Genomic DNA, 21,504 nt, shown 5'->3' with positions numbered 1-21,504 from the left:
AATGAAGCACAATCTAATCGCAGGCAGCCTTTTGATGGCCACCATGCTGCTGGGCGGCTGCGCCATGATGGATGATCGCGTCTCCGGCGCCGCCGAGGAGTGCATTACTCGTGGCATTCCCACCATGGTGGACGATGAATGCCTGTTGCCGACATGGGTCGCCTTTGGTCGCTCTGCGCAGACCGGCACACAGCAGTGGCGCGATGAAGTGCTTCAATACATGAGCAGCGAGACGCCTCGCGGTGGACTGGCCCGCGCGGTCGTCTTCTCTCAGGATGACGCCGAGCACTGGCCCAGGGGGCTTGCGCTGTTCAAGCGCTACACCCCTCAGGCGCCCGAGAGCATTCAGCCATTGCTGCAGCAATGGCAGCGCGATCTGGAACGTCGCATCGAGATTCAATCCAGGCTTCAAACCAGGCTGGATGCACAGCATAATCGCAGTAATCAGGGTAGCAGCCGGCAGCGACAGCAGATTCAGTCACTGGAGCAGGAAAATGCCGAGCTCAAAGAGAAACTGGACGCCCTGACCGCGATAGAGGAGAGCATGAACGCCAGGCAGACCCCCTGAGCACTCCTCGCGCGTCGGGTGTGCAAGGAGAACTACGTGAAAACTGCCCATCTGCTATTGGTCGACGATGATCCAAGCCTTTTAAGGCTTCTGGGTATGCGTCTTGAAAGCCGTGGCTATCGGGTCAGTACCGTTGAGAGCGGTGCCCAGGCACTGTCACTGGTGGAACAGCAGCGCCCGGATCTGATCCTGTCGGATCTGCGTATGGATGGCATGGACGGCATGGCGCTGTTTGGCGAAATTCAGTCCCGTCATCCGGGCCTGCCGGTCATTATTCTGACCGCGCATGGCTCCATTCCCGAAGCCGTTAACGCCACCCGCCAGGGCGTGTTCGGTTTTCTGACCAAGCCCATTGATCGCACCGAGCTCTTTGCGCTGGTCGATGAGGCCCTCATGCAGACCTCCCCGGCCAGTGGTGAGGCGGACCCGGCCTGGCGGCGCGATATCATCACCCGCAGCACCGTTATGGAGCAGGTGCTCGAACAGGCGGGCAGGGTGGCCGGCAGCGATGTCAGCGTGCTGCTTTCCGGCCCCTCCGGTTCCGGCAAGGAACTGCTGGCGCGAGCCCTGCATCGTGCCAGTGCGCGTGCCGAATCTCCCTTCATCGCCATCAACTGCGGTGCACTGCCCGAGCAGCTGCTGGAAAGCGAGCTGTTTGGCCATGCCCGTGGTGCCTTCACTGGCGCGGTCAACGCCCATGAGGGGCTCTTTCAGGCCGCGCACGGGGGGACGCTCTTTCTTGACGAAATCGGTGATATGCCCCTCTCCCTGCAGGTCAAGCTGCTGAGAGTGCTTCAGGAGCGTCAGGTCAGGCCGCTGGGCAGTACACAGAGCGTCGATGTGGATGTTCGCGTGATCTCCGCTACCCATCGCGACCTTAACGCTGCGATGAGCGAGGGCACCTTCCGTGAGGATCTTTTCTACCGCCTGAACGTGGTCAATCTGCGTCTGCCGGCTCTGCGTGAACGCCCGGAGGACATCCCGATTCTGGCACGCTATCATCTGGAGCTGGCCGCTGATCGCCACAAGCCATCGGTGAAGGGGTTCTCGAAGGAGGCCATCAATCTACTGGCATCGCACGCCTGGCCTGGCAATGTACGCCAGCTCGTCAACGTGGTGGAGCAGTGCGTGGCACTTTCCAGTGCGCCGATCATCGCCCACGCTCTGGTCGCACAGGCGCTGACTTCTGAAGATAACGCGCTGCCATCATTCAATGCCGCGCGAGCCGGTTTCGAGCACGGTTATCTGGTCAAGGTGCTCAAGATTACCGAAGGTAATGTCACCCAGGCGGCGCGTATTGCCGGGCGCAATCGTACCGATTTCTACAAGCTGCTCGCTCGCCACGAACTCGATCCCAACAGCTTCAAACCGGTATATGCCGCGGAACAGACGTGATCAGCGCTTGAGCCGCCGTTTCACCTCCACTTTCAGCCGGCCTTCGCCCAAACGGGCCGTGAGGACCTCCCCGGGCGTGGTGTCGCCCGAGCGACGCACTACGCCCGAGGAGGATTCCAGAATCGCGAAGCCACGCCCCAACACAGCCAGCGGACTGACGGCGTTGAGTTCGCGCATGATCCCTTCCAGCCGCTGACGCTGCGCGTGGATCTGACGCGCCGGCGCTGCCACCAGGCGCTGTGTCAGCGCGTCCAGCTGCTCGCGGCGATCACGCAGCGCTCGCTCGGGAGAAGCCTGTTGTAATCGTGATTGATCGCTGGCAAGGCGCTGGTGGGCCTGTTCAAGACGATAGTGCATTGCTCGAGTCAGGCGCGTCTCGAGATCCTCGAGACGCTGGCGCTGAGCCCTGAGGCGTTCGCTGGGGTGGCGAAGGCGAGAGGCGGTGTAATCCAGCTGCTGATGGTATTGCTGAAGCTGGCGCTGCTGGGCGTTTTCCAGCCGCCGCGTCAGCGTCGTCAGGCGCTCCAGAATGTCGCGTCGATCCGGTACCAGCCGCTCGGCGGCGGCCGACGGCGTCGGGGCGCGCACATCGGCCGCCAGATCGGAAAGCGTGGTGTCGATTTCGTGGCCCACGGCGCTCATGACCGGAATGGGGCTGGCCTGAATCGCGCGCGCCAGACGCTCATCGTTGAAGCACCAGAGATCTTCCAGACTGCCGCCACCACGGGTGATCAACAGCGCATCAAAGCGGCCGTCGCGTCCGGCCGCGGCCAGCGCGCGAATCATCGCAGGTGCTGCCTGGTCGCCCTGAACCGGTACCGGCAAAACGCTGACCTCCAGTAGCGGCCAGCGCGCCTGCAACACCGCCAGCACATCCTGAAGGGCCGCGCCGCTGGCCGAGGTGATGATGGCCAGATGCTGCGGCGGGCAGGGCAGCTCGCGCGCGTTGTCGAAAATGCCTTCGGCCTCGAGCTTCGTCTTGAGCCGTTCCAGCGCGGCCAGCAGGGCGCCGCGGCCGGCCTCCTGCACGGTTTCAACGATCAGCTGATAATCCCCGCGCGGCTCGAAGATCGAGACTTTCGCGCGGATGCGCACGCTGTCGCCTTCGCGCATGGGTGCGGCGACAAAGCGGGCTCGATTGCGAAAGAGTGCACAGCTGACCTGGGCGCGGTCATCCTTGAGCGTGAAGTAGAGATGCCCCGAGGCCGGGCGCGATACGCGCGATAGCTCTCCTTCGACCCACACCTCACCCAGGGTGTTTTCAAGCGAGGTGCGCGCACGCCGGTTGAGTTCAAACACGCTCAGGGCATCATGAGAGGAAGAGGGGGTCATGGCAGCTCCATGCTGGGTAAGGAAGGCGATGGCAACAGTCTGGCATGTGCTCACCCCGGTGTCTGCCGGTGCCGCCGTCCCGGAAGCCGGAAGAAGGCTCCGGCCCTGAAAAAGACAGCCTATATGGCAGCGATAGTGTGTCTGCGGCGGGATGTCCGTTGTATGGGCGGGCCGCAAGCGTTAAAATGCTCGATTAATCTTCTCCCGCCGCCTGTACAACCCGCTCAGTGGACGCCAGTTATGCTGCGTATAGCTCAAGAAGCGCTTACGTTTGACGACGTATTACTTGTTCCCGGTTATTCTGATGTACTGCCGAAGAACGTCTCCCTGAAATCCCGCCTGACCCGCAATCTCGTCCTCAACATTCCGCTTGTCTCCTCCGCCATGGATACCGTCACCGAAGCTCGCCTGGCCATCGCCATGGCGCAGGAAGGGGGCATCGGTATCGTGCACAAGAGCATGTCGATCGCGGCTCAGGCCGCTGAAGTGCGCAAGGTCAAAAAGCACGAAAGCGTGATCGTGAAGGATCCGGTCACGGTCAGTCCCGATGCCAAGCTGACCGACCTTCTGGCCATGGCCGAGGAGTACGGCTATTCCGGCTTCCCGGTCGTCAAGGGCGATGAGCTGGTCGGTATCGTGACCGGCCGCGACATGCGTTTTCAGCCCAACTACAGCGATAGCGTCGAAGCCATCATGACGCCGCGCGAGAAGCTGATTACCGCGAAGGAAGGCACGCCGCTGGAAGAAATCAAGCGCCAGCTTCAGGAACACCGCATCGAGAAGATCCTGATCGTCAGCGACGACTTCCATCTGCGCGGTCTGGTCACCGTACGTGACATCGAAAAGGCCCGCACCTACCCGAACGCTGCCAAGGACAGCGACGGCCGTCTGCTGGTCGGCGCCGCCGTCGGTACCGGTGAAGACACCGGCGACCGCGTTCAGGCGCTGTATGAAGCCGGCGTTGACGTCATCGTGGTCGATACCGCCCACGGCCACAGCGCCGGCGTGATCGACCGAGTGCGCTGGGTGAAGGAGCATTTCCCCGGCCTTCAGGTCATCGGCGGCAACATCGCTACTGCTGCGGCAGCGAAAGCGCTGGCGGATGCCGGCGCAGACGCGGTCAAGGTCGGCATCGGCCCGGGCTCGATCTGCACCACGCGTATCGTCGCCGGTGTTGGCGTGCCGCAGATCACTGCGGTGGCCGATGTGGCCGAAGCGCTCAAGCCCTATGACATTCCGCTGATCGCCGATGGCGGCATTCGCTTCTCCGGGGATATTGCCAAGGCCATCGTTGCCGGCGCGCACTGCGTCATGGTCGGCAGCCTTTTGGCAGGCACCGAAGAGTCTCCCGGTGAGATCGAGCTCTACCAGGGTCGGACCTACAAGGCCTACCGCGGCATGGGCTCGATGGGTGCCATGTCCCAGACCCAGGGCTCCTCGGATCGCTACTTCCAGGACAAGAACGAAGGCGTCGAGAAGCTCGTGCCCGAAGGCATCGAAGGCCGCGTGCCCTACAAGGGGCTGATGAGCGCCATCGTTCATCAGATGATGGGCGGCCTGCGGGCTTCGATGGGCTACACCGGCTCGCACGATATCGACACCATGCGTACCGTGCCGGAGTTTGTCCGCATCACCAGCGCAGGCTTTGCCGAGTCGCACGTCCACGACGTGCAGATCACGAAAGAAGCGCCGAACTACCGGAGCTGATGCCGTGCCCTGTCTACCCCGTACCTTTGGCCATGACGTGCCCTCGGGCAGCGGGGCGGGCAGGGCATGCGTCCGGTATCAGGACTGCCCAGTTTGAAGAGCGGGAGGCGAAAGCTTCCCGCTTGTTTATTTATATCCTCGCTGCACCAGAGAGATACCATGACCGACATCCACGCCCACAAGATCCTGATTCTTGATTTTGGCTCCCAGTACACTCAGCTGATCGCTCGCCGCGTGCGCGAGATCGGGGTTTACTCGGAAGTGCGCGCCTTCGACATCACCGAAGACGAGATTCGCGAGTACAACCCCAACGGCATCATCCTCTCCGGCGGGCCGGAATCGGTCGCCGAGCTGGATTCTCCGCGTGCGCCCCAGTGCGTGTTCGAGATGGGCCTGCCGGTCTTTGGTATCTGCTACGGCATGCAGACCATGGCCGCCCAGCTGGGCGGTGCCACCGAAGGCTCCGACAAGCGCGAGTTCGGCTACGCCCAGATCAGCGTCTCGGCAGAAGATGACCTGCTCGGCGGCATCAAGGATCACATCAATGATCACGGCGACGCGCTGCTGGATGTCTGGATGAGCCACGGCGACAAGGTCGCCACCGTTCCCGAGCAGTTCGAAATCACCGCCTCTACGCCAAGCTGCCCGATCGCCGCCATGAGCTGGGCCGAAAAGCGCCTCTACGCGGTGCAGTTCCACCCGGAAGTGACCCACACCACCCAGGGCCAGCGCATTCTCGAGCGCTTCGTGCTTGAAATCTGCGGCTGTGAACGGCTCTGGACCCCGGCGAAGATCATCGAAGACCTCTCCGAGCGCGTTCGTGAACAGGTTGGTGACCGTCACGTGCTGCTCGGCCTCTCCGGCGGCGTCGATTCTTCCGTGGTCGCCGCGCTGCTGCACAAGGCGATTGGCGATCAGCTTACCTGCGTGTTCGTCGACAACGGCCTGCTGCGCAAGGATGAAGGCGCTCAGGTGATGGATACCTTCGCCCAGCACATGGGCGTGCGGGTCATCCGTGTGGATGCCGAAGATGAGTTTCTTGGCAAGCTCAAGGGCGTGGATGATCCTGAAGCCAAGCGCAAGGCGATCGGCAACACCTTTATTGACGTGTTCGACCGCGAAGCCGCCAGGATCGAAGGCGTCGATTTTCTCGCCCAGGGCACCATCTACCCGGACGTGATCGAATCCGCCGCCTCCAAGACCGGCAAGGCGCACGTCATCAAGTCGCACCACAATGTCGGCGGCCTGCCGGAGACCATGAAGCTCAAGCTGGTCGAACCGCTGCGAGAACTGTTCAAGGACGAGGTGCGCAAGCTCGGCCTCGAACTCGGCCTGCCCTACGACATGGTCTACCGTCACCCGTTCCCCGGGCCGGGCCTGGGCGTGCGCATTCTTGGTGAAGTGAAAAAGGAATACGCCGACATTCTGCGCGAAGCGGACGCCATCTTCATCGAGGAACTGCACAACGCCGACTGGTACCACAAGACCAGCCAGGCCTTCGCCGTGTTCCTGCCGGTCAAGTCTGTCGGGGTAGTGGGGGATGGCCGCCGCTACGAATGGGTCATCGCCCTGCGCGCGGTGGAAACCATCGACTTCATGACTGCCCGCTGGGCGCACCTGCCGTATGAGCTGCTGGAGAAGGTCTCCGGTCGCATCATCAACGAGATCAGCGGCGTGTCGCGCGTGACCTATGATGTCAGCAGCAAGCCGCCCGCGACGATCGAGTGGGAGTAATCCCATATCTAGGGTAGGCCATCAGCGGTTGATAAGTAAGAAGCCGGAACCCATGGAATGATGGGCTTCCGGCTTTTTTGGCCTGCAAGTTCGGGTAGCGTTCTGCATCGCCAGCACGGTGTTTATGTGGCATGGTGCGAAATACGATCCAGCTCTGTCTCTTGCAAAGCAAAGCTCGCTTTAAGTCCGGATATCTTTCTATTGAGCAGCTCAAAAGTGCCAAGACGGAAAAAAGCTAACTTTCAGCTAGACGCCGCCGAAAAATCAGAAAATTTCGGACTGCTTAAAAAAGCCTGCTTGTCGCTCATATCTGCAACGGGCGGTGTTCTTTTGGAGGCTTATACCAGTCTCATAACCGGTTACGTGGGCCCATTTCTGCTATCGACCATTGAATGGACCCAAGACCACGTTTCGCCAATGCCTGCTGACCAACAAATTGTTGCCCAAGCTCATTTTTTCATTTCCAGTAAGCGAGGTGCCAGCCATTCTGGCGAGATCATGGGTGTTTCGTTAAAGGGGAGTGATTGCCTTAAGCAGGGTGGTGCCAGCGAATATAACCTATATGAACCAAGAGGCGAGGACACCTATACCGATGCTCTATTGCGTGCCACATGTCGACCCTCAGGTAAAACAAAAGTAACTCTTACCCCACGGAATGGAAGTCCTAAGGTCCTGTTCGATGGCTTCATCGATGGCAAGACACAGGTAGAGTTTGGTGGCGTTGAGGGAAGCTACGAATATGGGATGCTAACACTCTCATATGTTGGTACGGCTGAGCCAGTCGGACCGTTTGTACCTGTAAATCAGGTTTTCCCGCTTGCTGAAAAAAGGTAGAAAAGGCGGCAATTCATAACTGCTAATAGTTCAGTGCCCAATGTTTAGTTTGAGCCTGCTACTTACAGTTGACGGTGAACTGGGGCAAGGTTGTAGTCGCTGGACTGAATGAAAAAGCCTGCCAATTGGCGGGCTTTTTTATGCGCGGCTGCCGAGCAGGCGTATGAAACAGCATCCCGGTCATGCGATTGAACCGTGCCTTCCAGCGTTGGCTGCTGAAGTAATGGCCGATTCGTTTAACGCCCAGCACATAGCTGCTGTGCACGGTAATGACGATACCAGCAATGGTGAGATACATGGCTGCGAACTGACCTGTGAGGCCATGGGCATGGTCAATAAACTGCGGCAGGAAGGCGGATAGAAACAACAGCGTCTTGGGGTTGCTGATTGAGACCAAGAAAGCCTCCATCCACAGGGAAGAATGCCGCCGTGGCGGCTCGACCGCTCGCGCGGCATCAGGGCACTGCTTTTTGAATGACGTCAGCAACTGCCTTGAGCCCAGAAACATCAGATACGCTGCACCGATTACCTTTAATACCGTAAAGGCCACGGGAAGGGTGCTGAGCAACGTGCCGACGCCCAGTGCGACCAATGCAATGGTGATGAGCTGCGCTGCCAGATTGCCCGTCAGCGCAATCAACACGCCCGGCACGCCATGGCGCAGGCCATTACGGATCACCAACAGCACATTAGGCCCCGGTAACAGGGTGACCAACAAATAGGTCAGAAAAAACGCCAACCAGAGATGCAGGGACATACGGTGCTTTCCTTGTTGTTATCAAGCGAGCCGATGATTTATGGCTATGAGACGGGGAAAACATTTTTCTTTCTTGCGTGTACAAAATTTATGTTGGTGAATTAGCGTAACAAGATGTAATGTTTCGAGCTTGGCCGCTTGGCCGCTTGGCCGCTTGGTATGGTAGAAAAATCAATTTTGGCTTTTACTTGAAAAATTGCAACGGTGGGGCTAACAAAATAATGGCTAAAATAGAGTTTAAATTTTCTAGAAGCTCAGTTAATAGAGCTGGCTCAGCTTTAATTTCAAGTAACGTTGCCGAACAAGATTTAGCAAAAGATATTTTGGATAACTGGAGGGCTTGCCACGTCTCGCCTCTGAACAGTTTCCAAACTTCCCTTAGGAAAAAGTTAAAGAAGATAGATAACAATGCTTTGGTTTCTCAGCGGCTCAAGCGTACGCCATCTATAATTGCGAAGTTAAAAAGAAACCCAAAAATGAATCTTTGCAGAATGCAGGATGTCGGCGGAATTAGAGCTGTTGTTAGTAACATGAGTGAGGTTCGTAAACTAGAACAGAGTTATAAGAAAGGAACGCGAGTCTTTTTGATAGAAAAGGGCGGAAAAGATTATATAAACTATCCTAAGTCGTCAGGTTATAGAAGCGTTCATAAAGTATTTAAATGTAAGAATGGTTTTTCTGTTGAGCTTCAAATAAGAACAAAAATACAGCATGCTTGGGCTACTGCTGTTGAAACAATGGGTACTTTTCTCGATCACTCGCTTAAGTCGAGTGAAGGGCCTGATGAATGGTTAGAGTTTTTCTCTCTTGCTAGCTCTGCATTTGCAGTACTTGAATCAACACCAAGAATACCAAGCTTTGAAGATTTGTCAGATCAGGAAACTTTTGAGTTGTTATTGGCAAAAGAGAAAGAACTCGACGTATTAAATAAATTGTCCGGTTTTAGAGTGGTTGCTAAGCATATAACTGATGACAACAGGAAGGGTAAGTATCATTTGATAACATTAGATCTTGATAGAAAGATGGCAAACATACAAAGCTATAGCGCTGCAAATATTGAACTGGCAAATCAGGAATACTCTAAAAAAGAAGAAGAAGTTAGTATGGGGAGGAATTTGCAGGTTGTTCTTGTAGCTTCAGATTCTATTTCAGCACTAAAGAAGGCATATCCTAGCTATTTTCTTGATTCACAAAATTTCTCTAAGCAGATAGAGTTGGTAAGAAAAAAGCTAGATAAAATGAAGTCTCCAAGAACTATGAAAAAAAGAGCGGCTAAAATACGTTTTTAAATTATATAGCCGAGATATGGCTTGTAGGGAAGCTTGGTATGGTAACAAGAGAAAGTATGAAAAATTGGGTAGTCGAAGCTCTTGAGTCGATGGGCAACAAAGGCTGGCCGAAAGATGTTGCCAAGTACATATGGGATAACTATGAAACTGAGCTTAAAGAATCAGGAAGCCTTTTATATACTTGGCAATACGATGTTCGCTGGGCAGCTCAAAGCCTAAGAAATTCGGGACGCTTAAAGCCCGTTTATGGACGTCGAGATTTGCCTTGGGAGCTAAGTTAAAAATTATTTAATATAGAGATTTTAGGTATTTCTCTATTAGCCACAACGCTTGCTGACTCAACGTACGGACTGGTCAGCCAGCAATGATTGAATGAAAAAGCTCAAGCCGCGCTGACCATCGCCACACTTAAAGCCACATGCTGCAACAGCATGATGGTCTTGCTGTCGACAATCTCGCCAGTGCAGATCATCTCCAGCCCCTCACTTAACGGTAGTTCCAGCACTTCGATACCCTCGCCTTCATCCTCAATCCCATCGCCCTTGCCGGCTTTCAGGCTGTCGTCGTTATCGGAGATAAAGAAATAAAGCTCTTCCGTGACTAAGCCGGGGCTCATAAAGGCTTCAAATACCTTCTCGACGTGCTGAATGCGATAGCTGGTTTTTTCTCGATATGTGGCCATACAAACATCCAACCCCATCAGCCCAATCACGCTGGCCCCCACGGCCGGGGTGGCCATCGCCGCTGTTCTCGCACGCGGTCATGAGTGCGCTGCCGCAGCCATGACCGCATGTGTGTGCCACTCAACCCCGCGGACGGTTCAGCTCATACGCACACATGTTGACCGTCGCAGCCAGATTCAATGACTCGATGGCACCGCTCCCGGGGATCGTGAACGGCTGTGCGCCGAGCGCGCCCAGTTGATCACGAGGCACACCGCGGGCTTCGTTGCCGAAGAGGTAACAGTCACAGGCGCCGAAATACGGTGAGTGCAGCGGCTCGCCCTGCATATCGAGGCAGGCGATGCGCGTGAAGCGATCGGCAAGCGTCGCAAGCGGGACATTCAGCTCCAGCGGCGCATGGAAGATCGCGCCCATGCTCGCGCGCACGACCTTGGGGTTGTAAGGGTCAACGCTCCCCGGGCTCAGCAGGCAGCGAAAACCGCCAAACCACGCAAGCGTACGCAGGATGGTGCCCAGATTACCGGGGTCCTGAATTTCATGCAGATACACCGCCCGCCCGGTATCGGAGGTGCCCATCGAGGCATCGGGGATCGGCACCAGGGCGACGATGCCCTGCGGGGTTTTGGTATCGGCGATCTGCGCCATCTGGCGGTCACTGATGACGTGGGTCCTGAACGGGCTTTCCCACCGGGCATGCGTCTCGGTGACATACAGCTCTGCGCGCTGAAGCTGCGGGTTGTGCGCTGCCGCTTTCTGCAGCTCCAGAACCAGATGTTCACCCTCCACCAGAAAGTGGCCGAACTCGGCGCGGTACTTCTTCTGGTGAAGTTTCTTTATGTCGTCGAACTTCATCAGCCGGCGGCCCTGGCCAGCGCAGCGGCGGCGTCCATGTCAGACAGCAGCGCCTTGGCCAGTGCCTCTGCGACCTTGATGCCATCCACGCCCGCCGACAGGATGCCGCCGGCGTAGCCTGCACCTTCGCCGGCCGGGTAGAGGCCACGGGTATTGAGGCTCTGGAGCGTGTCGTGATGACGGGTGATCCGCACAGGGGAGGAAGTGCGTGTTTCGATCCCCGTCAGGATCGCATTGTCGCGATCAAAGCCGCGAATCTTCCTGCCGAAGGCCGGCAGCGCTTCGCGAATCGCGTCAATGGCGAACGCCGGCAGTGAAGGGGAAAGATCGCCCAGGCGCACGCCCGGCGTATAGGAAGGCTCCACTTCGCCGAACTCGCTGGACGGCACACCGCGGATAAAGTCGCCCACCAGCTGCGCGGGCGCACAATAGTCGCTGCCCCCCAGTTCATAGGCCCGTTCTTCCAGGCGCTCCTGCAGCTCGACTCCGGCCAGCGCATCACCCGGGAAGTCCTGCTCGGGATTGATGCCCACCACGATGCCGGAATTGGCGTTGCGCTCGTTGCGCGAGTACTGGCTCATGCCGTTGGTCACGACGCGGCCCGGTTCGGAGGTGGCCGCCACCACCGTGCCGCCGGGACACATGCAGAAGCTGTAGACCGCACGGCCGTTTTTGGCGTGGTGGACCAGTTTGTAGTCCGCCGCGCCCAGTGCCGGGTGGCCTGCGTACTTGCCCAGGCGGGCCTTGTCGATCATGCCCTGCGGATGCTCGATGCGAAAGCCGATGGCAAAGGGCTTGGCCTCGATGTGAACGCCCTGGCGGTGCAGCATGCGAAAGGTATCGCGCGAGCTGTGGCCCAGCGCGAGGATCACATGGCGGCTATGCAGCGTGTCGCCGTTGGCCAGTACCACGCCTTCGACCTGACCGTTGTCGATCAAAAGATCCGTCACCCGGCTCTCAAAGCGCACCTCACCGCCAAGCGCAATGATCTCCTCACGCATCTTCGCCACAACCCCCGTGAGGCGAAACGTACCGATGTGAGGCTTGTTGACGTACATGATTTCTTCAGGCGCGCCGGCCCGCACGAACTCGTGCATCACCTTGCGCGCGTAGAACTTCGGGTCCTTGATCTGGCTGTACAGCTTGCCGTCCGAAAAGAGACCGGCACCGCCCTCACCAAACTGCACGTTGGATTCAGGGCTCAGGACCTTCTTGCGCCACAGTGCCCAGGTGTCCTTGGTGCGGCTGCGCACGTTCTTGCCACGCTCCAGCACGATGGGCCTGAACCCCATCTGTGCAAGTAACAGGGCGGCAAACAGGCCGCAGGGGCCAAAACCAATCACCAGCGGACGCGCTTCGAGATTCGCCGGCGCCTCGGCCACGGGGTAATAGCGGGTATCCGGCGCAGGGCGCACATGCAGGTCATTGGCAAAGCGCGCCAGAACCTTGCCTTCATCACGGACTTCCAGATCGACGATGTAGATGAACACGATGGCGCTGTTTTTCTTGCGGGCATCGTAGCTGCGCTTGAAGACCGTGACGTCCAGCAGATCCGCATCGCGAATGTTCAGGCGCTTGACGATAGCACGTCGCAGCGCATCATCAGAATGATCCAGTGGCAGAGAAAGTTCGTTGATGCGAATCATGAAGGCGTCCTGGCCGGTGGCCCCGGCAGAGAAAGGGTAGGGAAGATAAACGATGGGAAAGACAGTCGATGGCGGATTGTACCCGGCGGCGGTGAGCCTGTCAGGAGATGGCATCGGCGTCCTGTCGGGGCGGCGCGCGTTCACTGCCCGTATCCGCTATAATCGCCGCCAGTTTGTACCCCGCAGCGCAGCGTTGCGCTCGGGGCTCACCCTATCCTTGTAGTTGGCACCAACATGAAACACTCCAAAAGCAGCCGCCGTTGGCTGGATGAACACGTCAACGACCCCTTCGTCAAACGCGCCCAGAAGGATGGCCTGCGCTCGCGCTCCAGCTACAAGCTGATCGAGCTCAACGAGAAGGACCAGCTCATCCGCCCCGGCATGCTCGTCATGGACCTGGGGTCCGCGCCGGGCGGCTGGTCGCAGGTTGCGGGCCGGATCGTGGGCGACAAGGGCCGGGTGATTGCCACCGATATCCTGCCCATGGACGTGCTGGACCACGTTGATTTCATTCAGGGCGACTTCACGGAAGATGACGTCCTTGAGCAGCTGCTCGCGCAGATTGACGGTCGGCAGGTCGATCTTGTCGTGTCTGATATTGCCCCCAACATCAGCGGCGTGGGGGCTGCGGATCAGGCCGCGTCCATGTACCTGGTGGAGCTGACCCTCGACATGGTACGGCGCGTGCTCAAGCCGGGCGGACACTATGTGGTCAAGGTGTTCCAGGGCGAAGGCTCGGAGGAATTTCTCAAGGATGTGCGCACCTCGTTTGAGAAAGTGGTCATTCGCAAACCCGAGGCATCTCGGCCTCGTTCCAGAGAAGTGTATCTGGTGGGCAAGGGCTTCAAGGGCTAGGTCATGGCAACAGGGAACAGAGGGATTGGCCCTGACCTGAACATGACGCACGGTGTTGAAAAAACACGGGGTTAAAAAAGGGCGCCTGCCTGTAAGGCGCCCTTTTTTGCAGGGCAACAGCGAGCGCAATCCCGCCGTGCTGACCTTTTCAAGCCCGCCGCCCTTGCCGGTTTTCAGGCGGTCGTCGTCATCGGCGATAAAGAAAAAGAGTTTCTCCGTGACCGAGCCGGAGCTCATGAAGGCTTCAAACACCACCTCGACGTACTGGATGCGATACCCGGCCTCTTCCTCGACTTGTGGGCAAACAGATACCCAGCCCCATTAGCCCAATCACCCCGGCCGCCACGGCCAGTCCCCATACCGGCCAGCCCAGCGAGAGCCATACCCCACCGGCCCCGGCGCCCAGGGCGCTGCCGAGATACAGCGCGGATTCGTTGAGCGCCACCGCCAGGTGGCCATCGCCGCTGGCCTCTCGCGCTTTCATCAATGCGTTGTTCTGCGGGACCTGTAGTGCCCAGCCAACCGCGCCCCAGAGAATGATGGGCAGCAGTGCCAGCCATGGGTTCAGCGAGAGCGCCAGCGGCAGAGCGATGAGTGACAGGCTCAGCAGCACCAGGATGCCGGTGGTGATCTGCACATTGCTGAACCGATCAACGAGCGAGCCGACCAAAAAACTGCCCAGTACGCCGCCCACACCCCAGACCCATAGAAAGGGCGTCACGTTGTGTTCGGTGTAGGCGCTGATCAGCGGCGCCATAAAGGTATACAGCCCGAGGCTTGCCACCGCGGCCAGCAAGGAAATGCCCAGGAGCCTGACCACTTGGGCATCCTTCAAAATGGCGAATTTCTGTTTGAGCGAACTCTGAGCCACTGGTGACAGCGCCGGCAGCCAGCGCATCAGGCCGAGCAGGGCGACGGCCCCGATCAGGCTGATCAGCCACAGCGCTGCCTGCCAGCCCAGATGATCGGCCAGCCACAGCCCGGCCGGGACGCCCAGTACGGTGCCGCTGGCCATGCCGCCCATGATGATGGCGATGGTGTGCCCGCGCTGGTGATCCGGGGCAAGTCTTGAGGCGGCAGCAATACCCAGGGCGAGATAGGTACCGGCGGCAAGTCCGGCCACGGCGCGAAAGCTCATGAGCATCGTCATGTCGGGGGCCACGGCGCTGAGGGCGTTGGCGGTGACAAACAGTACGAGCATCCCGAGCAGTGCGGCACGCTGTCGATGAGCCGGCAGGATCGCCACCATGACCGGGGAGCCGAGGGCATAGGCCAGCGTAAAGGCCGTGACCAGCTGTGCCGCGAGTGGTGTGGTCACGCCAAAGTCCTGCTCGATCAGCGGGATGAGCCCCGCGGTCACATAGGAGGCCATGCCGAGGGCAAAGGCACCGGCGGCAATCAGGCAGGTCACGATCCGGGAAACATCAGGCATGGGGGCACTCCTTTTAGGGGCGGTGGTGAAGGGCGCCAAGTCTGATGGGAGTGGAAGGGGTTACAATTTAACCATTTATGCTATTACTGGGAGTTATCCCATGAGAGCACATGCCCGGACGCACGGCTCACGACAGGTCTATTTATTTGGTCGGCTCAGAATGTTGGTGAGGAAGGCATCAGGGTGGAAAGGTGCTTACGGGAGGCGTTGTTTCAGATCTCGCCGGGCAAGCTGACGGTCGTCGCCATTCTTTTGTCCAGGGCCAGGCTTTTTACGGCGTCGGTACGTGCTGTTTTATCCTTTTAAGCTACATTAAATAGCGTTAAATTTGACCTGTGTCATGTTTTCTCCCGCAATGCTGTCCAGGCGTGCCGCGGGCGGGGCATGTATCGGCAGTATTGGAGAATAACACTCAAGGGAATGACTTCATGGCCAACACCAGCAAGACCCAATCCATTACGTTTACCCACGGCGGGGAAACGACGTTTGTTCTACCCGATGACATCACCACGCTGTCGCTTGCGACCCAGTTTGATGACAGTGGGGTCCGCTCTGGCGAAACGCTTGATCTGAATGTGCAGGGCAGTGCCTTTGACGCGCTTGGTTTAAGCGGCAACGGCCGCGTCGAATGGGATAACGGGGCCGATAATACCACCGCCGTTCATACGGTTGATGCCTCAGGCCTTTCAGGCGGACTTGAATACACCGCCTCCGGCGACGTGCAGGAAACCATCATGCTTGGCGGCGCGGACAACGGTGTCAATGTGATCTCTTTCGCGGAAGAGTCTTCGCGTTACGGCAACGATGGTGATGCGATCGACACGCTGACAGGCTTCGATGTCCTGAGGGACACGCTGTTTATCGATGACAGCGTGGTGCAGTCCTTCGATAATCTTGATCTGGATAACGCCATTTTTGCAGATGAGTACCTCTCGCTTGAAGACGCCCTCACGCTTGCCGGCGATCAGGACAGTGGCGATGCCATTTTGCCGGTTTTCCATGGCGATGATCTCTATTTCTATCGCGACAGCGGGCCGGAAGGGCTGGACGACAACGACTTCGCCCTGAAGCTTGAGGAGGTTGCCGGCGGTTTGAACTCGTTCTCCGATCGTCAGGGTTACATTTCCAAAATGGCGCCGGCGCCGACGGGTCCATTCGAAGATGTCGTGGTGTCGGGTACGACCAGCGGTACCGACGGTGTTGCCGACAGCTTCGTGTTTGGCAGCGATGGCGCCTGGCAGGACGCCACCATCACCAATTTTGAGCTGGGCGTTGATCGCATCGATCTGTCTCAGTTGCAAAATAGCGCTGGCGAGCCGCTTGATTTCGGGAATGTCCATATGTATCCGGATCACGAGCTCGTGGTGAACACCGACACCGGAGGGCACTACGTCTCGCTGGTTGGGGTACCGAAATACGACCCCGGCTTGCCGACCGGCGAGCTGAACTATGCCATGGGGCCCGAGGACTTTCTGTTCGCCTGACCACTGCCTGATGCAATGGCCCTCAATGCCGCCGCGAGCGTTGAGGCCATCAGGCGCGTAATTCTGGCTGTGATTTCCGGGGCTCATCTTTGAATGGGCCCTTTTCATGGGCGGGAAACCGACCGGACGTCAATGTCTTGCCCTGGCCGACCATCGACCACATCATGGTGATCGACTTCTTTATGCCGCTGCGAGAAACCCCATGACGCCTGCCCGCACGCTGGATCGCACTCGCCACGAGCTGGCCCGATTCTTGACGACCCGACGGGCGCGCGTGTCTCCACAGGAGGTCGGGCTGCCGGCCGGGCAGCGTCGTCGAACCCCCGGGCTGCGACGGGAAGAGGTTGCGGCGCTGGCCGGTGTCGGCGTGACCTGGTACACGTGGCTCGAGCAGGGCCGTGAGATCAACGTCTCGGCCCGGTTTCTGGATAACCTGTCGCGCGCGTTGAGGCTCGATGCCGCCGAGCGGCGTCATCTGTTTCTGCTCACGCATCAGCGCCCGCCGGTCGAACCGGGCCAGACCTTTTGTGACGTCCCGCCGTTGATCAAGCGACTCATGGCGGATCTGGTGCAGCGGCCCTGTTACGTGCTGAATCTGCGCTGGGACGTGTTGAGCTGGAACGAGGCGGCGGATCGGCTGTTCCATTTTTCCGCACAGCCACCGGAGCAGCGTAACCTGCTGTGGTTGCTGTTCGCCGAACCTGCCCTGCAGGCGCTGATACATGACTGGGAGAGTGAGGTGGCCGCGATCCTTTCGAGCTTTCGACGTGATTACATCAAGGCCTCTGATGACCCGGCCATGCAGTCACTGGTGCAGATGCTGGAAGGGGTCTCGGAGACCTTTCGGTCGCTCTGGCATCAACATGAAGTTCATGCGCCCTGTCAGGGCAAGCGGTGGTTGAACCTCGAAGGTGTCGGTCCGGTCGAGTTCGAACACACCTCGCTGATCATTGATGAGTCCCGCCATCTGCGGCTGGTCTATTACGCGGCTCTGGAGGCGTAGCCGCCGGTGGGTTGCTCTGGTGAAGATACCGTCAGCCAGCATTGCCGGCGGGGTGTAGCGCCTTCTCCATTCGATAATTTCTTAATATCTGACCGCGTCGTTCAATCTCCTGTGCCTTCACAATCTCAAAACCCTGGGCCTGGAAAAAGGGCAGGGCATTGAGGCTCGCCTCGGTCGTTAATCGGATTATGCCGCGCTGGCGAGCCGCCTGCTCGGCAGTACTCAATAACCGGCTGGCCACGCCGCAGCGTTGATGCTCGGGACTGACAAACAGCATGTCGAGATGTCCGTGATCGGTGAGGCTGGCAAAGCCTGCCGGTGTGTCCCCTCGCGTCGCAATCCGGGTGAACTGGCGTTCAAGGCTGTTGGCCCAGACGTTACGATCGATATGGCCGGCCCACGCCTCGATTTCAGCTGGGGTGTAGTCCTGTGAGGCCACCTCGCGCACGGCACGCTGGAAGATCGTGAGTGTGGTATCAGCGTCACCGGTGCGGTAATCGCGGATGCAAAAGTCGGTGGCCATAAACATTATCCTGCAGCGACGACGTCAGTGGGGACATGGGGGAAGCAGGGCAAACGGCCATCAAGCAGGGCTGGGTGCCATTATAAGACACCCAACCCTGGTGCAAGACCGGGATGGCGTGATCACTTGCCCGAGGCTGTCGGGCGAAGGGTGATTTCGGTGGTGTCGACGCTTTCAGGAGCCTCGATCACCTGACGTACGGCGCGTGCGATATCGGCAGGCTTAAGCGCGACTTCACGATAGCTCGCAATAACGTCAGCGGTGTCCTCGTGGGTGATGGTCGAGGCCAGTTCACTTTCGACGACGCCGGGATTGACGCAGGTTACCCGCAGGTAGGTGCTCTCCTGGCGCAGCCCGTCGGATATCGCGCGCACGGCGAACTTGGTGGCAGAGTACACCGCCGAGGTGGGCATCACCTGCAGAGCCCCGATGGAGGCGATGTTGATGATCTGTCCCGCCTGCTGGCGCTCCATCACCGGCAGGACCGCGCCAATGCCCCACAGAACCCCCTTGATGTTGATCTCCACCATGGCTTCCCATTCATCCATCTTGCAGGCCGAAAGCGGCGACAGGGGCATAATGCCGGCATTGTTGATCAGCACATCGATGCGTCCCCACAGATCCAGTGCCGCCTGTGCAAAGCCCTGCATCGCCTCTCTGCTTGTGACATCCAGTGGGCGTACTTCGACAATGCCGCCGCTTTTGCGGAGGTCGCCTGCGATGCGCTCAAGTCTGTCCGTGCGTCGTGCACCCAATAGCACGCAGGCGCCTGCGGCTGCCAGCTCCCGGGCGATGCCTTCTCCAATGCCGCTGCTGGCACCGGTAACCAAAACGACCTTTCCGACAATATTCATGCTGCTCTCCCGCGGGTTTGACATGAAGTGACGTTCACTTCGCAAGGTCAAAGCGTAATGCGCAGAAGGGTTAACCAGAATATGCTGACGACTGGACTCAATGGTTAGCGGGGCTTTCCAATCGGCATGGATCTCAATCTTCTGACGATATTTTTCGCCGTGGCTCAGGCAGGCAACTTCAGGGCCGCTGCTGACCGGCTGGGCGTGACACGCTCGGCGGTCAGTCAGGGCATCCGGCGACTTGAGCACTCGCTGGGAAAGCCGCTTTTCAATCGCACAACACGTAGCGTGCGGCTGACCGAAGAAGGCGAGCGGTTATTGAGTGCGCTGTCTGACCCGATGACCGAGATCGAGGCGGTACTGGACGCCACCCGCGATGTACCGGCCCTGCCTCGCGGGCTTTTAAGGGTCACGGCAACATCGATCGCGGAGCGGTTTCTGTCAGGGCCATTGATTGCAACCTTTATCGAACAACATCCTCATATCATGCTGGATGTCACCGTGACGGATGAGACGTTCGATATTGTTGCTGGCGGCTTTGATGCGGGCATCAGGCTGGGAGAGGTGATCGATCAGGATATGATCGCGATGCCCCTGACCGGCGAGCAGCGTCAGGTCGCCGTTGCCACGCCGGATTATCTGGCGCGTTGTGGCGTGCCACAGCATCCCCGGGATCTGGCAGCCCATCGCTGTATTGGATGGCGTCCCTCACCTGAAATGACCCCCTATCGATGGGAGTTCGAACGTGAAGGGCGTGCGTTTGCCGTGGCGGTCGATCCACGATTGACCACCAATGACATGCTGCTGATGATTCGTGTCGCCCTGGCCGGTGGCGGAATGACGTTCGGCATGGAGGAGACGTTTCTACCCTGGATCGAGCGCGGCCAGCTGGTGACGGTGCTCGATGACTGGTTACCGCCTTTCGCCGGCTTCTATCTCTATTATCCGAGCCGCCATACGGTAACGCCGAAACTCCGCGCGCTGATGGAACACGTACGTCACTATTGATAGGTCATCGCTGAATCGATCGGTCATCACTGAATCGATAGGTCATCGCTGACGATGGATCACCACCGGTATCGAGAGCATCTGCCGGTCAACCTGCCCGTGAAGTGATGCCGTGAGACGACCTCGTGCACGGTGCGCTGAAGGATCGTGAGCGGGGTGCCGGTGTCACCGGCGCGGTAGTCGCACAGGCCTAATGTGCTGGCAGACATGAGGACTATCCTTGAAGAAGGCTTCATCGTGGCCTGGCCGGGAGGCTGACATGGAAACGCTATTGCTGGACGGGTTGTTCGTTGCCGGGGTGATTCTATTGCCCATCGGGGTCGGTATGGTGGCCATGGGGCTCTATGTGCGTACCTTTCGTGCCGCGCTGGTGGGCGCCGGGCTGCTGCTGGCGGGGAGTATTATCGTGCTGACAGGCGCGTAAGGGCTGCTCGAGCACCACGACACGCCTGACAGCATCACCGCTGGCGCGTCAGTTCCTGCATCAGTGTCGAGACCAGTTGGGCTGCCGGTAGCTCTCGTGCCAGTGGCGCGCCCTGGCCTGCCCAGTGGGCGGCGAATTCATGATGCCCGAGATGACGGGCGGCAGCGTTCAGCCGTTTGGCGGCGTCGTAGGCCACGGGATAAGCCGCCGGTTCGAGACCGACCGCCTGCTCGGCATGGGCAATGAATCGGTTATGGATGCCACGGGCCGGTCGCCCCGACAGGGCTGACGTCAGGCGCGTGGTAGCGGCGCGTTCGCTTTTGAGACTGGCGCGATACCCCTCATTGGCTGCCGATTCGGAACACAGGATAAAGGCGGTCCCCAGCTGAGCGGCCGCCGCGCCCATTTCAAGCATGCCTCTGATGGCATGACCATCCATGAGGCCGCCGGCCGCAATGATGGGCACCTCAAGCTCGCTGACGAGCAGGCGAACGAGCACCGCGGTAGTGAGTTGCTCATCCGTGCACGTCGGGTCGAACAGGCCACGATGGCCCCCCGCCTCAATGCCCTGAGCCACGATGGCATCCACCCCCTGCTGCTGAGCCAGTCGCGCTTCATCGGTGCTGGTGGCGGTGGCCATGACCAGAATGCCGGCCTCCTGCAGGGCCCGGATTTTCTTGGCAGAGGGTAGTCCGAAGTGGAAGCTGACCACGGCCGGTCGCGTTTCAATCAGCATCTTCTGGGCGTGCTCGTCATGAAGAAAGCTCGGATAGATTTCCTCAAGCGCCGTTGGCAGCTCTGCCCCGCACTCGGCAAACAGTGGTCTGAGGTGTTCAAGCCAGGCGATTTCCTGATGGGTGTTTCGTTGGGCAGATTCATGACAGAAAACGTTGACGTTGAAGGGGCGCGTCGTCAGCGATGCGGTCTGCTCGATCATTTGTCGAGCGCTGGAGACACTGCTGGCGCCGATGCCGAGTGACCCCAGGCCGCCTGCATTGGAGACTGCAGCGGCCAGTTCAGGCGTTGAAACGCCGGCCATGGGCGCCTGAATGAGAGGATGAATACGCAGCCTTTCGATAAACGGGTTTAAAAAGGACACGATCGACTGACTCCGCTGGGACTGA

The 21,504-nt window shown here is 58.8% G+C and carries 21 protein-coding genes; 12 read left to right on the top strand and 9 right to left on the bottom strand.

The genetic code is table 11. The features are described 5' to 3' along the window. Position 1 precedes the first annotated feature (1 nt). The gene (locus B9H00_RS03705; RefSeq protein ID WP_086899531.1) at positions 2 to 568 is read left to right on the top strand and encodes a hypothetical protein; all 567 of its coding nucleotides are present in this window, start codon (positions 2 to 4) and stop codon (positions 566 to 568) included. A gap of 96 nt (positions 569 to 664) precedes the next feature. After that, entirely contained in the window at positions 665 to 1,963 is a 1,299-nt protein-coding gene (locus tag B9H00_RS03700) for a sigma 54-interacting transcriptional regulator (RefSeq protein WP_086901685.1), read from the top strand. Here B9H00_RS03700 and xseA read toward each other — a convergent pair whose 3' ends face one another. After that, positions 1,964 to 3,295 carry an exodeoxyribonuclease VII large subunit gene (gene xseA, locus B9H00_RS03695; RefSeq protein ID WP_086899530.1) on the bottom strand — a complete coding sequence of 444 codons (1,332 nt, stop codon included), beginning with the start codon at positions 3,293 to 3,295 and terminating at the stop codon, positions 1,964 to 1,966. Positions 3,296 to 3,535: 240 nt separating this feature from the next. Between xseA and guaB the strand changes: the two genes are divergently transcribed. The 3 genes from guaB (at position 3,536) to B9H00_RS16735 (ending at position 7,570) form a co-directional block, all read left to right on the top strand. After that, a complete protein-coding gene (gene guaB / locus B9H00_RS03690; RefSeq protein ID WP_086899529.1) occupies positions 3,536 to 5,002 on the top strand; it encodes an IMP dehydrogenase in 1,467 nt (488 codons plus the stop codon). Between the two features lie 159 nt (positions 5,003 to 5,161). Beyond that, entirely contained in the window at positions 5,162 to 6,736 is a 1,575-nt protein-coding gene (gene guaA / locus B9H00_RS03685; protein ID WP_086899528.1) for a glutamine-hydrolyzing GMP synthase, read from the top strand. A 57-nt stretch (positions 6,737 to 6,793) separates the two neighbouring features. Continuing rightward, a complete protein-coding gene (locus B9H00_RS16735; RefSeq protein WP_147376537.1) occupies positions 6,794 to 7,570 on the top strand; it encodes a hypothetical protein in 777 nt (258 codons plus the stop codon). Positions 7,571 to 7,628: 58 nt separating this feature from the next. Here B9H00_RS16735 and B9H00_RS03680 read toward each other — a convergent pair whose 3' ends face one another. Beyond that, positions 7,629 to 8,327: a LysE family translocator gene (locus tag B9H00_RS03680; protein ID WP_086899527.1), complete on the bottom strand. Its 699-nt coding sequence runs from the start codon at positions 8,325 to 8,327 to the stop codon at positions 7,629 to 7,631. A gap of 119 nt (positions 8,328 to 8,446) precedes the next feature. Here B9H00_RS03680 and B9H00_RS03675 point away from each other — a divergent pair, with 119 nt between their 5' ends. Continuing rightward, positions 8,447 to 9,616, top strand: coding sequence for a RelA/SpoT domain-containing protein (locus B9H00_RS03675; protein WP_086899526.1), 1,170 nt, complete (start codon positions 8,447 to 8,449; stop codon positions 9,614 to 9,616). Between the two features lie 38 nt (positions 9,617 to 9,654). Further along, complete coding sequence (locus B9H00_RS03670; RefSeq protein WP_086899525.1) at positions 9,655 to 9,897, top strand: hypothetical protein; 243 nt, start codon at positions 9,655 to 9,657, stop codon at positions 9,895 to 9,897. A 101-nt stretch (positions 9,898 to 9,998) separates the two neighbouring features. On the opposite strand, the gene B9H00_RS03665 is transcribed toward B9H00_RS03670, so the two are convergent. From B9H00_RS03665 to B9H00_RS03655, 3 genes are all read right to left on the bottom strand, one after another. Further along, positions 9,999 to 10,355 (bottom strand): NUDIX hydrolase, encoded by a 357-nt coding sequence (locus B9H00_RS03665; protein WP_086899524.1) that lies wholly within the window; start codon positions 10,353 to 10,355, stop codon positions 9,999 to 10,001. A 64-nt stretch (positions 10,356 to 10,419) separates the two neighbouring features. Continuing rightward, entirely contained in the window at positions 10,420 to 11,151 is a 732-nt protein-coding gene (locus B9H00_RS03660; RefSeq protein ID WP_086899523.1) for a TrmH family RNA methyltransferase, read from the bottom strand. Continuing rightward, the gene (locus B9H00_RS03655) at positions 11,151 to 12,797 is read right to left on the bottom strand and encodes an NAD(P)/FAD-dependent oxidoreductase (protein WP_086899522.1); all 1,647 of its coding nucleotides are present in this window, start codon (positions 12,795 to 12,797) and stop codon (positions 11,151 to 11,153) included. Before B9H00_RS03655 ends, B9H00_RS03660 begins: the two co-directional genes overlap by 1 nt. Before the next feature lie 234 nt (positions 12,798 to 13,031). Between B9H00_RS03655 and rlmE the strand changes: the two genes are divergently transcribed. Continuing rightward, positions 13,032 to 13,652 carry a 23S rRNA (uridine(2552)-2'-O)-methyltransferase RlmE gene (gene rlmE, locus B9H00_RS03650; protein WP_086899521.1) on the top strand — a complete coding sequence of 207 codons (621 nt, stop codon included), beginning with the start codon at positions 13,032 to 13,034 and terminating at the stop codon, positions 13,650 to 13,652. 244 nt (positions 13,653 to 13,896) lie between these two features. Here rlmE and B9H00_RS03645 read toward each other — a convergent pair whose 3' ends face one another. Continuing rightward, positions 13,897 to 15,084, bottom strand: a complete 1,188-nt coding sequence (locus B9H00_RS03645; RefSeq protein WP_086899520.1) for an MFS transporter — start codon at positions 15,082 to 15,084, stop codon at positions 13,897 to 13,899. Between the two features lie 428 nt (positions 15,085 to 15,512). Here B9H00_RS03645 and B9H00_RS03640 point away from each other — a divergent pair, with 428 nt between their 5' ends. Both B9H00_RS03640 and B9H00_RS03635 read left to right on the top strand, forming a co-directional pair. After that, positions 15,513 to 16,568 carry a hypothetical protein gene (locus B9H00_RS03640; protein WP_086899519.1) on the top strand — a complete coding sequence of 352 codons (1,056 nt, stop codon included), beginning with the start codon at positions 15,513 to 15,515 and terminating at the stop codon, positions 16,566 to 16,568. 202 nt (positions 16,569 to 16,770) lie between these two features. Then, positions 16,771 to 17,571 carry a helix-turn-helix transcriptional regulator gene (locus tag B9H00_RS03635; RefSeq protein WP_086901684.1) on the top strand — a complete coding sequence of 267 codons (801 nt, stop codon included), beginning with the start codon at positions 16,771 to 16,773 and terminating at the stop codon, positions 17,569 to 17,571. Positions 17,572 to 17,602: 31 nt separating this feature from the next. On the opposite strand, the gene B9H00_RS03630 is transcribed toward B9H00_RS03635, so the two are convergent. Then, positions 17,603 to 18,094 carry a GNAT family N-acetyltransferase gene (locus B9H00_RS03630; protein ID WP_086899518.1) on the bottom strand — a complete coding sequence of 164 codons (492 nt, stop codon included), beginning with the start codon at positions 18,092 to 18,094 and terminating at the stop codon, positions 17,603 to 17,605. Positions 18,095 to 18,216: 122 nt separating this feature from the next. Then, positions 18,217 to 18,948 (bottom strand): SDR family oxidoreductase, encoded by a 732-nt coding sequence (locus B9H00_RS03625; protein ID WP_086899517.1) that lies wholly within the window; start codon positions 18,946 to 18,948, stop codon positions 18,217 to 18,219. A 126-nt stretch (positions 18,949 to 19,074) separates the two neighbouring features. Here B9H00_RS03625 and B9H00_RS03620 point away from each other — a divergent pair, with 126 nt between their 5' ends. Further along, positions 19,075 to 19,956: a LysR family transcriptional regulator gene (locus B9H00_RS03620; protein ID WP_211329560.1), complete on the top strand. Its 882-nt coding sequence runs from the start codon at positions 19,075 to 19,077 to the stop codon at positions 19,954 to 19,956. A gap of 259 nt (positions 19,957 to 20,215) precedes the next feature. Then, complete coding sequence (locus B9H00_RS16730) at positions 20,216 to 20,380, top strand: hypothetical protein (RefSeq protein ID WP_157663173.1); 165 nt, start codon at positions 20,216 to 20,218, stop codon at positions 20,378 to 20,380. A 34-nt stretch (positions 20,381 to 20,414) separates the two neighbouring features. Here B9H00_RS16730 and B9H00_RS03615 read toward each other — a convergent pair whose 3' ends face one another. Then, positions 20,415 to 21,479 carry an NAD(P)H-dependent flavin oxidoreductase gene (locus B9H00_RS03615; RefSeq protein ID WP_086899515.1) on the bottom strand — a complete coding sequence of 355 codons (1,065 nt, stop codon included), beginning with the start codon at positions 21,477 to 21,479 and terminating at the stop codon, positions 20,415 to 20,417. Positions 21,480 to 21,504: the final 25 nt, after the last annotated feature.

The sequence above is a fragment of the Kushneria marisflavi genome, assembly GCF_002157205.1.
Taxonomy (GTDB): Bacteria; Pseudomonadota; Gammaproteobacteria; order Pseudomonadales; family Halomonadaceae; genus Kushneria; species Kushneria marisflavi.
Note: the sequence above shows the minus strand (reverse complement) of the source record. Positions and strands in the feature narration are given on the sequence as shown.

Coding starts and splice junctions, on each gene's coding strand:
- B9H00_RS03630 (WP_086899518.1), bottom strand. CDS start 18,094: ATGGCCACCGACTTTTGCATCCGCGATTACCGCACCGGTGACGCTGAT.
- B9H00_RS03680 (WP_086899527.1), bottom strand. CDS start 8,327: ATGTCCCTGCATCTCTGGTTGGCGTTTTTTCTGACCTATTTGTTGGTC.
- B9H00_RS16735 (WP_147376537.1), top strand. CDS start 6,794: ATGATGGGCTTCCGGCTTTTTTGGCCTGCAAGTTCGGGTAGCGTTCTG.
- B9H00_RS03620 (WP_211329560.1), top strand. CDS start 19,075: ATGGATCTCAATCTTCTGACGATATTTTTCGCCGTGGCTCAGGCAGGC.
- guaA (WP_086899528.1), top strand. CDS start 5,162: ATGACCGACATCCACGCCCACAAGATCCTGATTCTTGATTTTGGCTCC.
- xseA (WP_086899530.1), bottom strand. CDS start 3,295: ATGACCCCCTCTTCCTCTCATGATGCCCTGAGCGTGTTTGAACTCAAC.
- B9H00_RS03705 (WP_086899531.1), top strand. CDS start 2: ATGAAGCACAATCTAATCGCAGGCAGCCTTTTGATGGCCACCATGCTG.
- B9H00_RS03675 (WP_086899526.1), top strand. CDS start 8,447: ATGTTTCGAGCTTGGCCGCTTGGCCGCTTGGCCGCTTGGTATGGTAGA.
- B9H00_RS03660 (WP_086899523.1), bottom strand. CDS start 11,151: ATGAAGTTCGACGACATAAAGAAACTTCACCAGAAGAAGTACCGCGCC.
- B9H00_RS03670 (WP_086899525.1), top strand. CDS start 9,655: ATGGTAACAAGAGAAAGTATGAAAAATTGGGTAGTCGAAGCTCTTGAG.
- B9H00_RS16730 (WP_157663173.1), top strand. CDS start 20,216: ATGGAAACGCTATTGCTGGACGGGTTGTTCGTTGCCGGGGTGATTCTA.
- rlmE (WP_086899521.1), top strand. CDS start 13,032: ATGAAACACTCCAAAAGCAGCCGCCGTTGGCTGGATGAACACGTCAAC.
- B9H00_RS03635 (WP_086901684.1), top strand. CDS start 16,771: ATGACGCCTGCCCGCACGCTGGATCGCACTCGCCACGAGCTGGCCCGA.
- B9H00_RS03655 (WP_086899522.1), bottom strand. CDS start 12,797: ATGATTCGCATCAACGAACTTTCTCTGCCACTGGATCATTCTGATGAT.
- B9H00_RS03700 (WP_086901685.1), top strand. CDS start 665: ATGCGTCTTGAAAGCCGTGGCTATCGGGTCAGTACCGTTGAGAGCGGT.
- B9H00_RS03645 (WP_086899520.1), bottom strand. CDS start 15,084: ATGCCTGATGTTTCCCGGATCGTGACCTGCCTGATTGCCGCCGGTGCC.
- B9H00_RS03625 (WP_086899517.1), bottom strand. CDS start 18,948: ATGAATATTGTCGGAAAGGTCGTTTTGGTTACCGGTGCCAGCAGCGGC.
- B9H00_RS03665 (WP_086899524.1), bottom strand. CDS start 10,355: ATGGCCACCCCGGCCGTGGGGGCCAGCGTGATTGGGCTGATGGGGTTG.
- guaB (WP_086899529.1), top strand. CDS start 3,536: ATGCTGCGTATAGCTCAAGAAGCGCTTACGTTTGACGACGTATTACTT.
- B9H00_RS03640 (WP_086899519.1), top strand. CDS start 15,513: ATGGCCAACACCAGCAAGACCCAATCCATTACGTTTACCCACGGCGGG.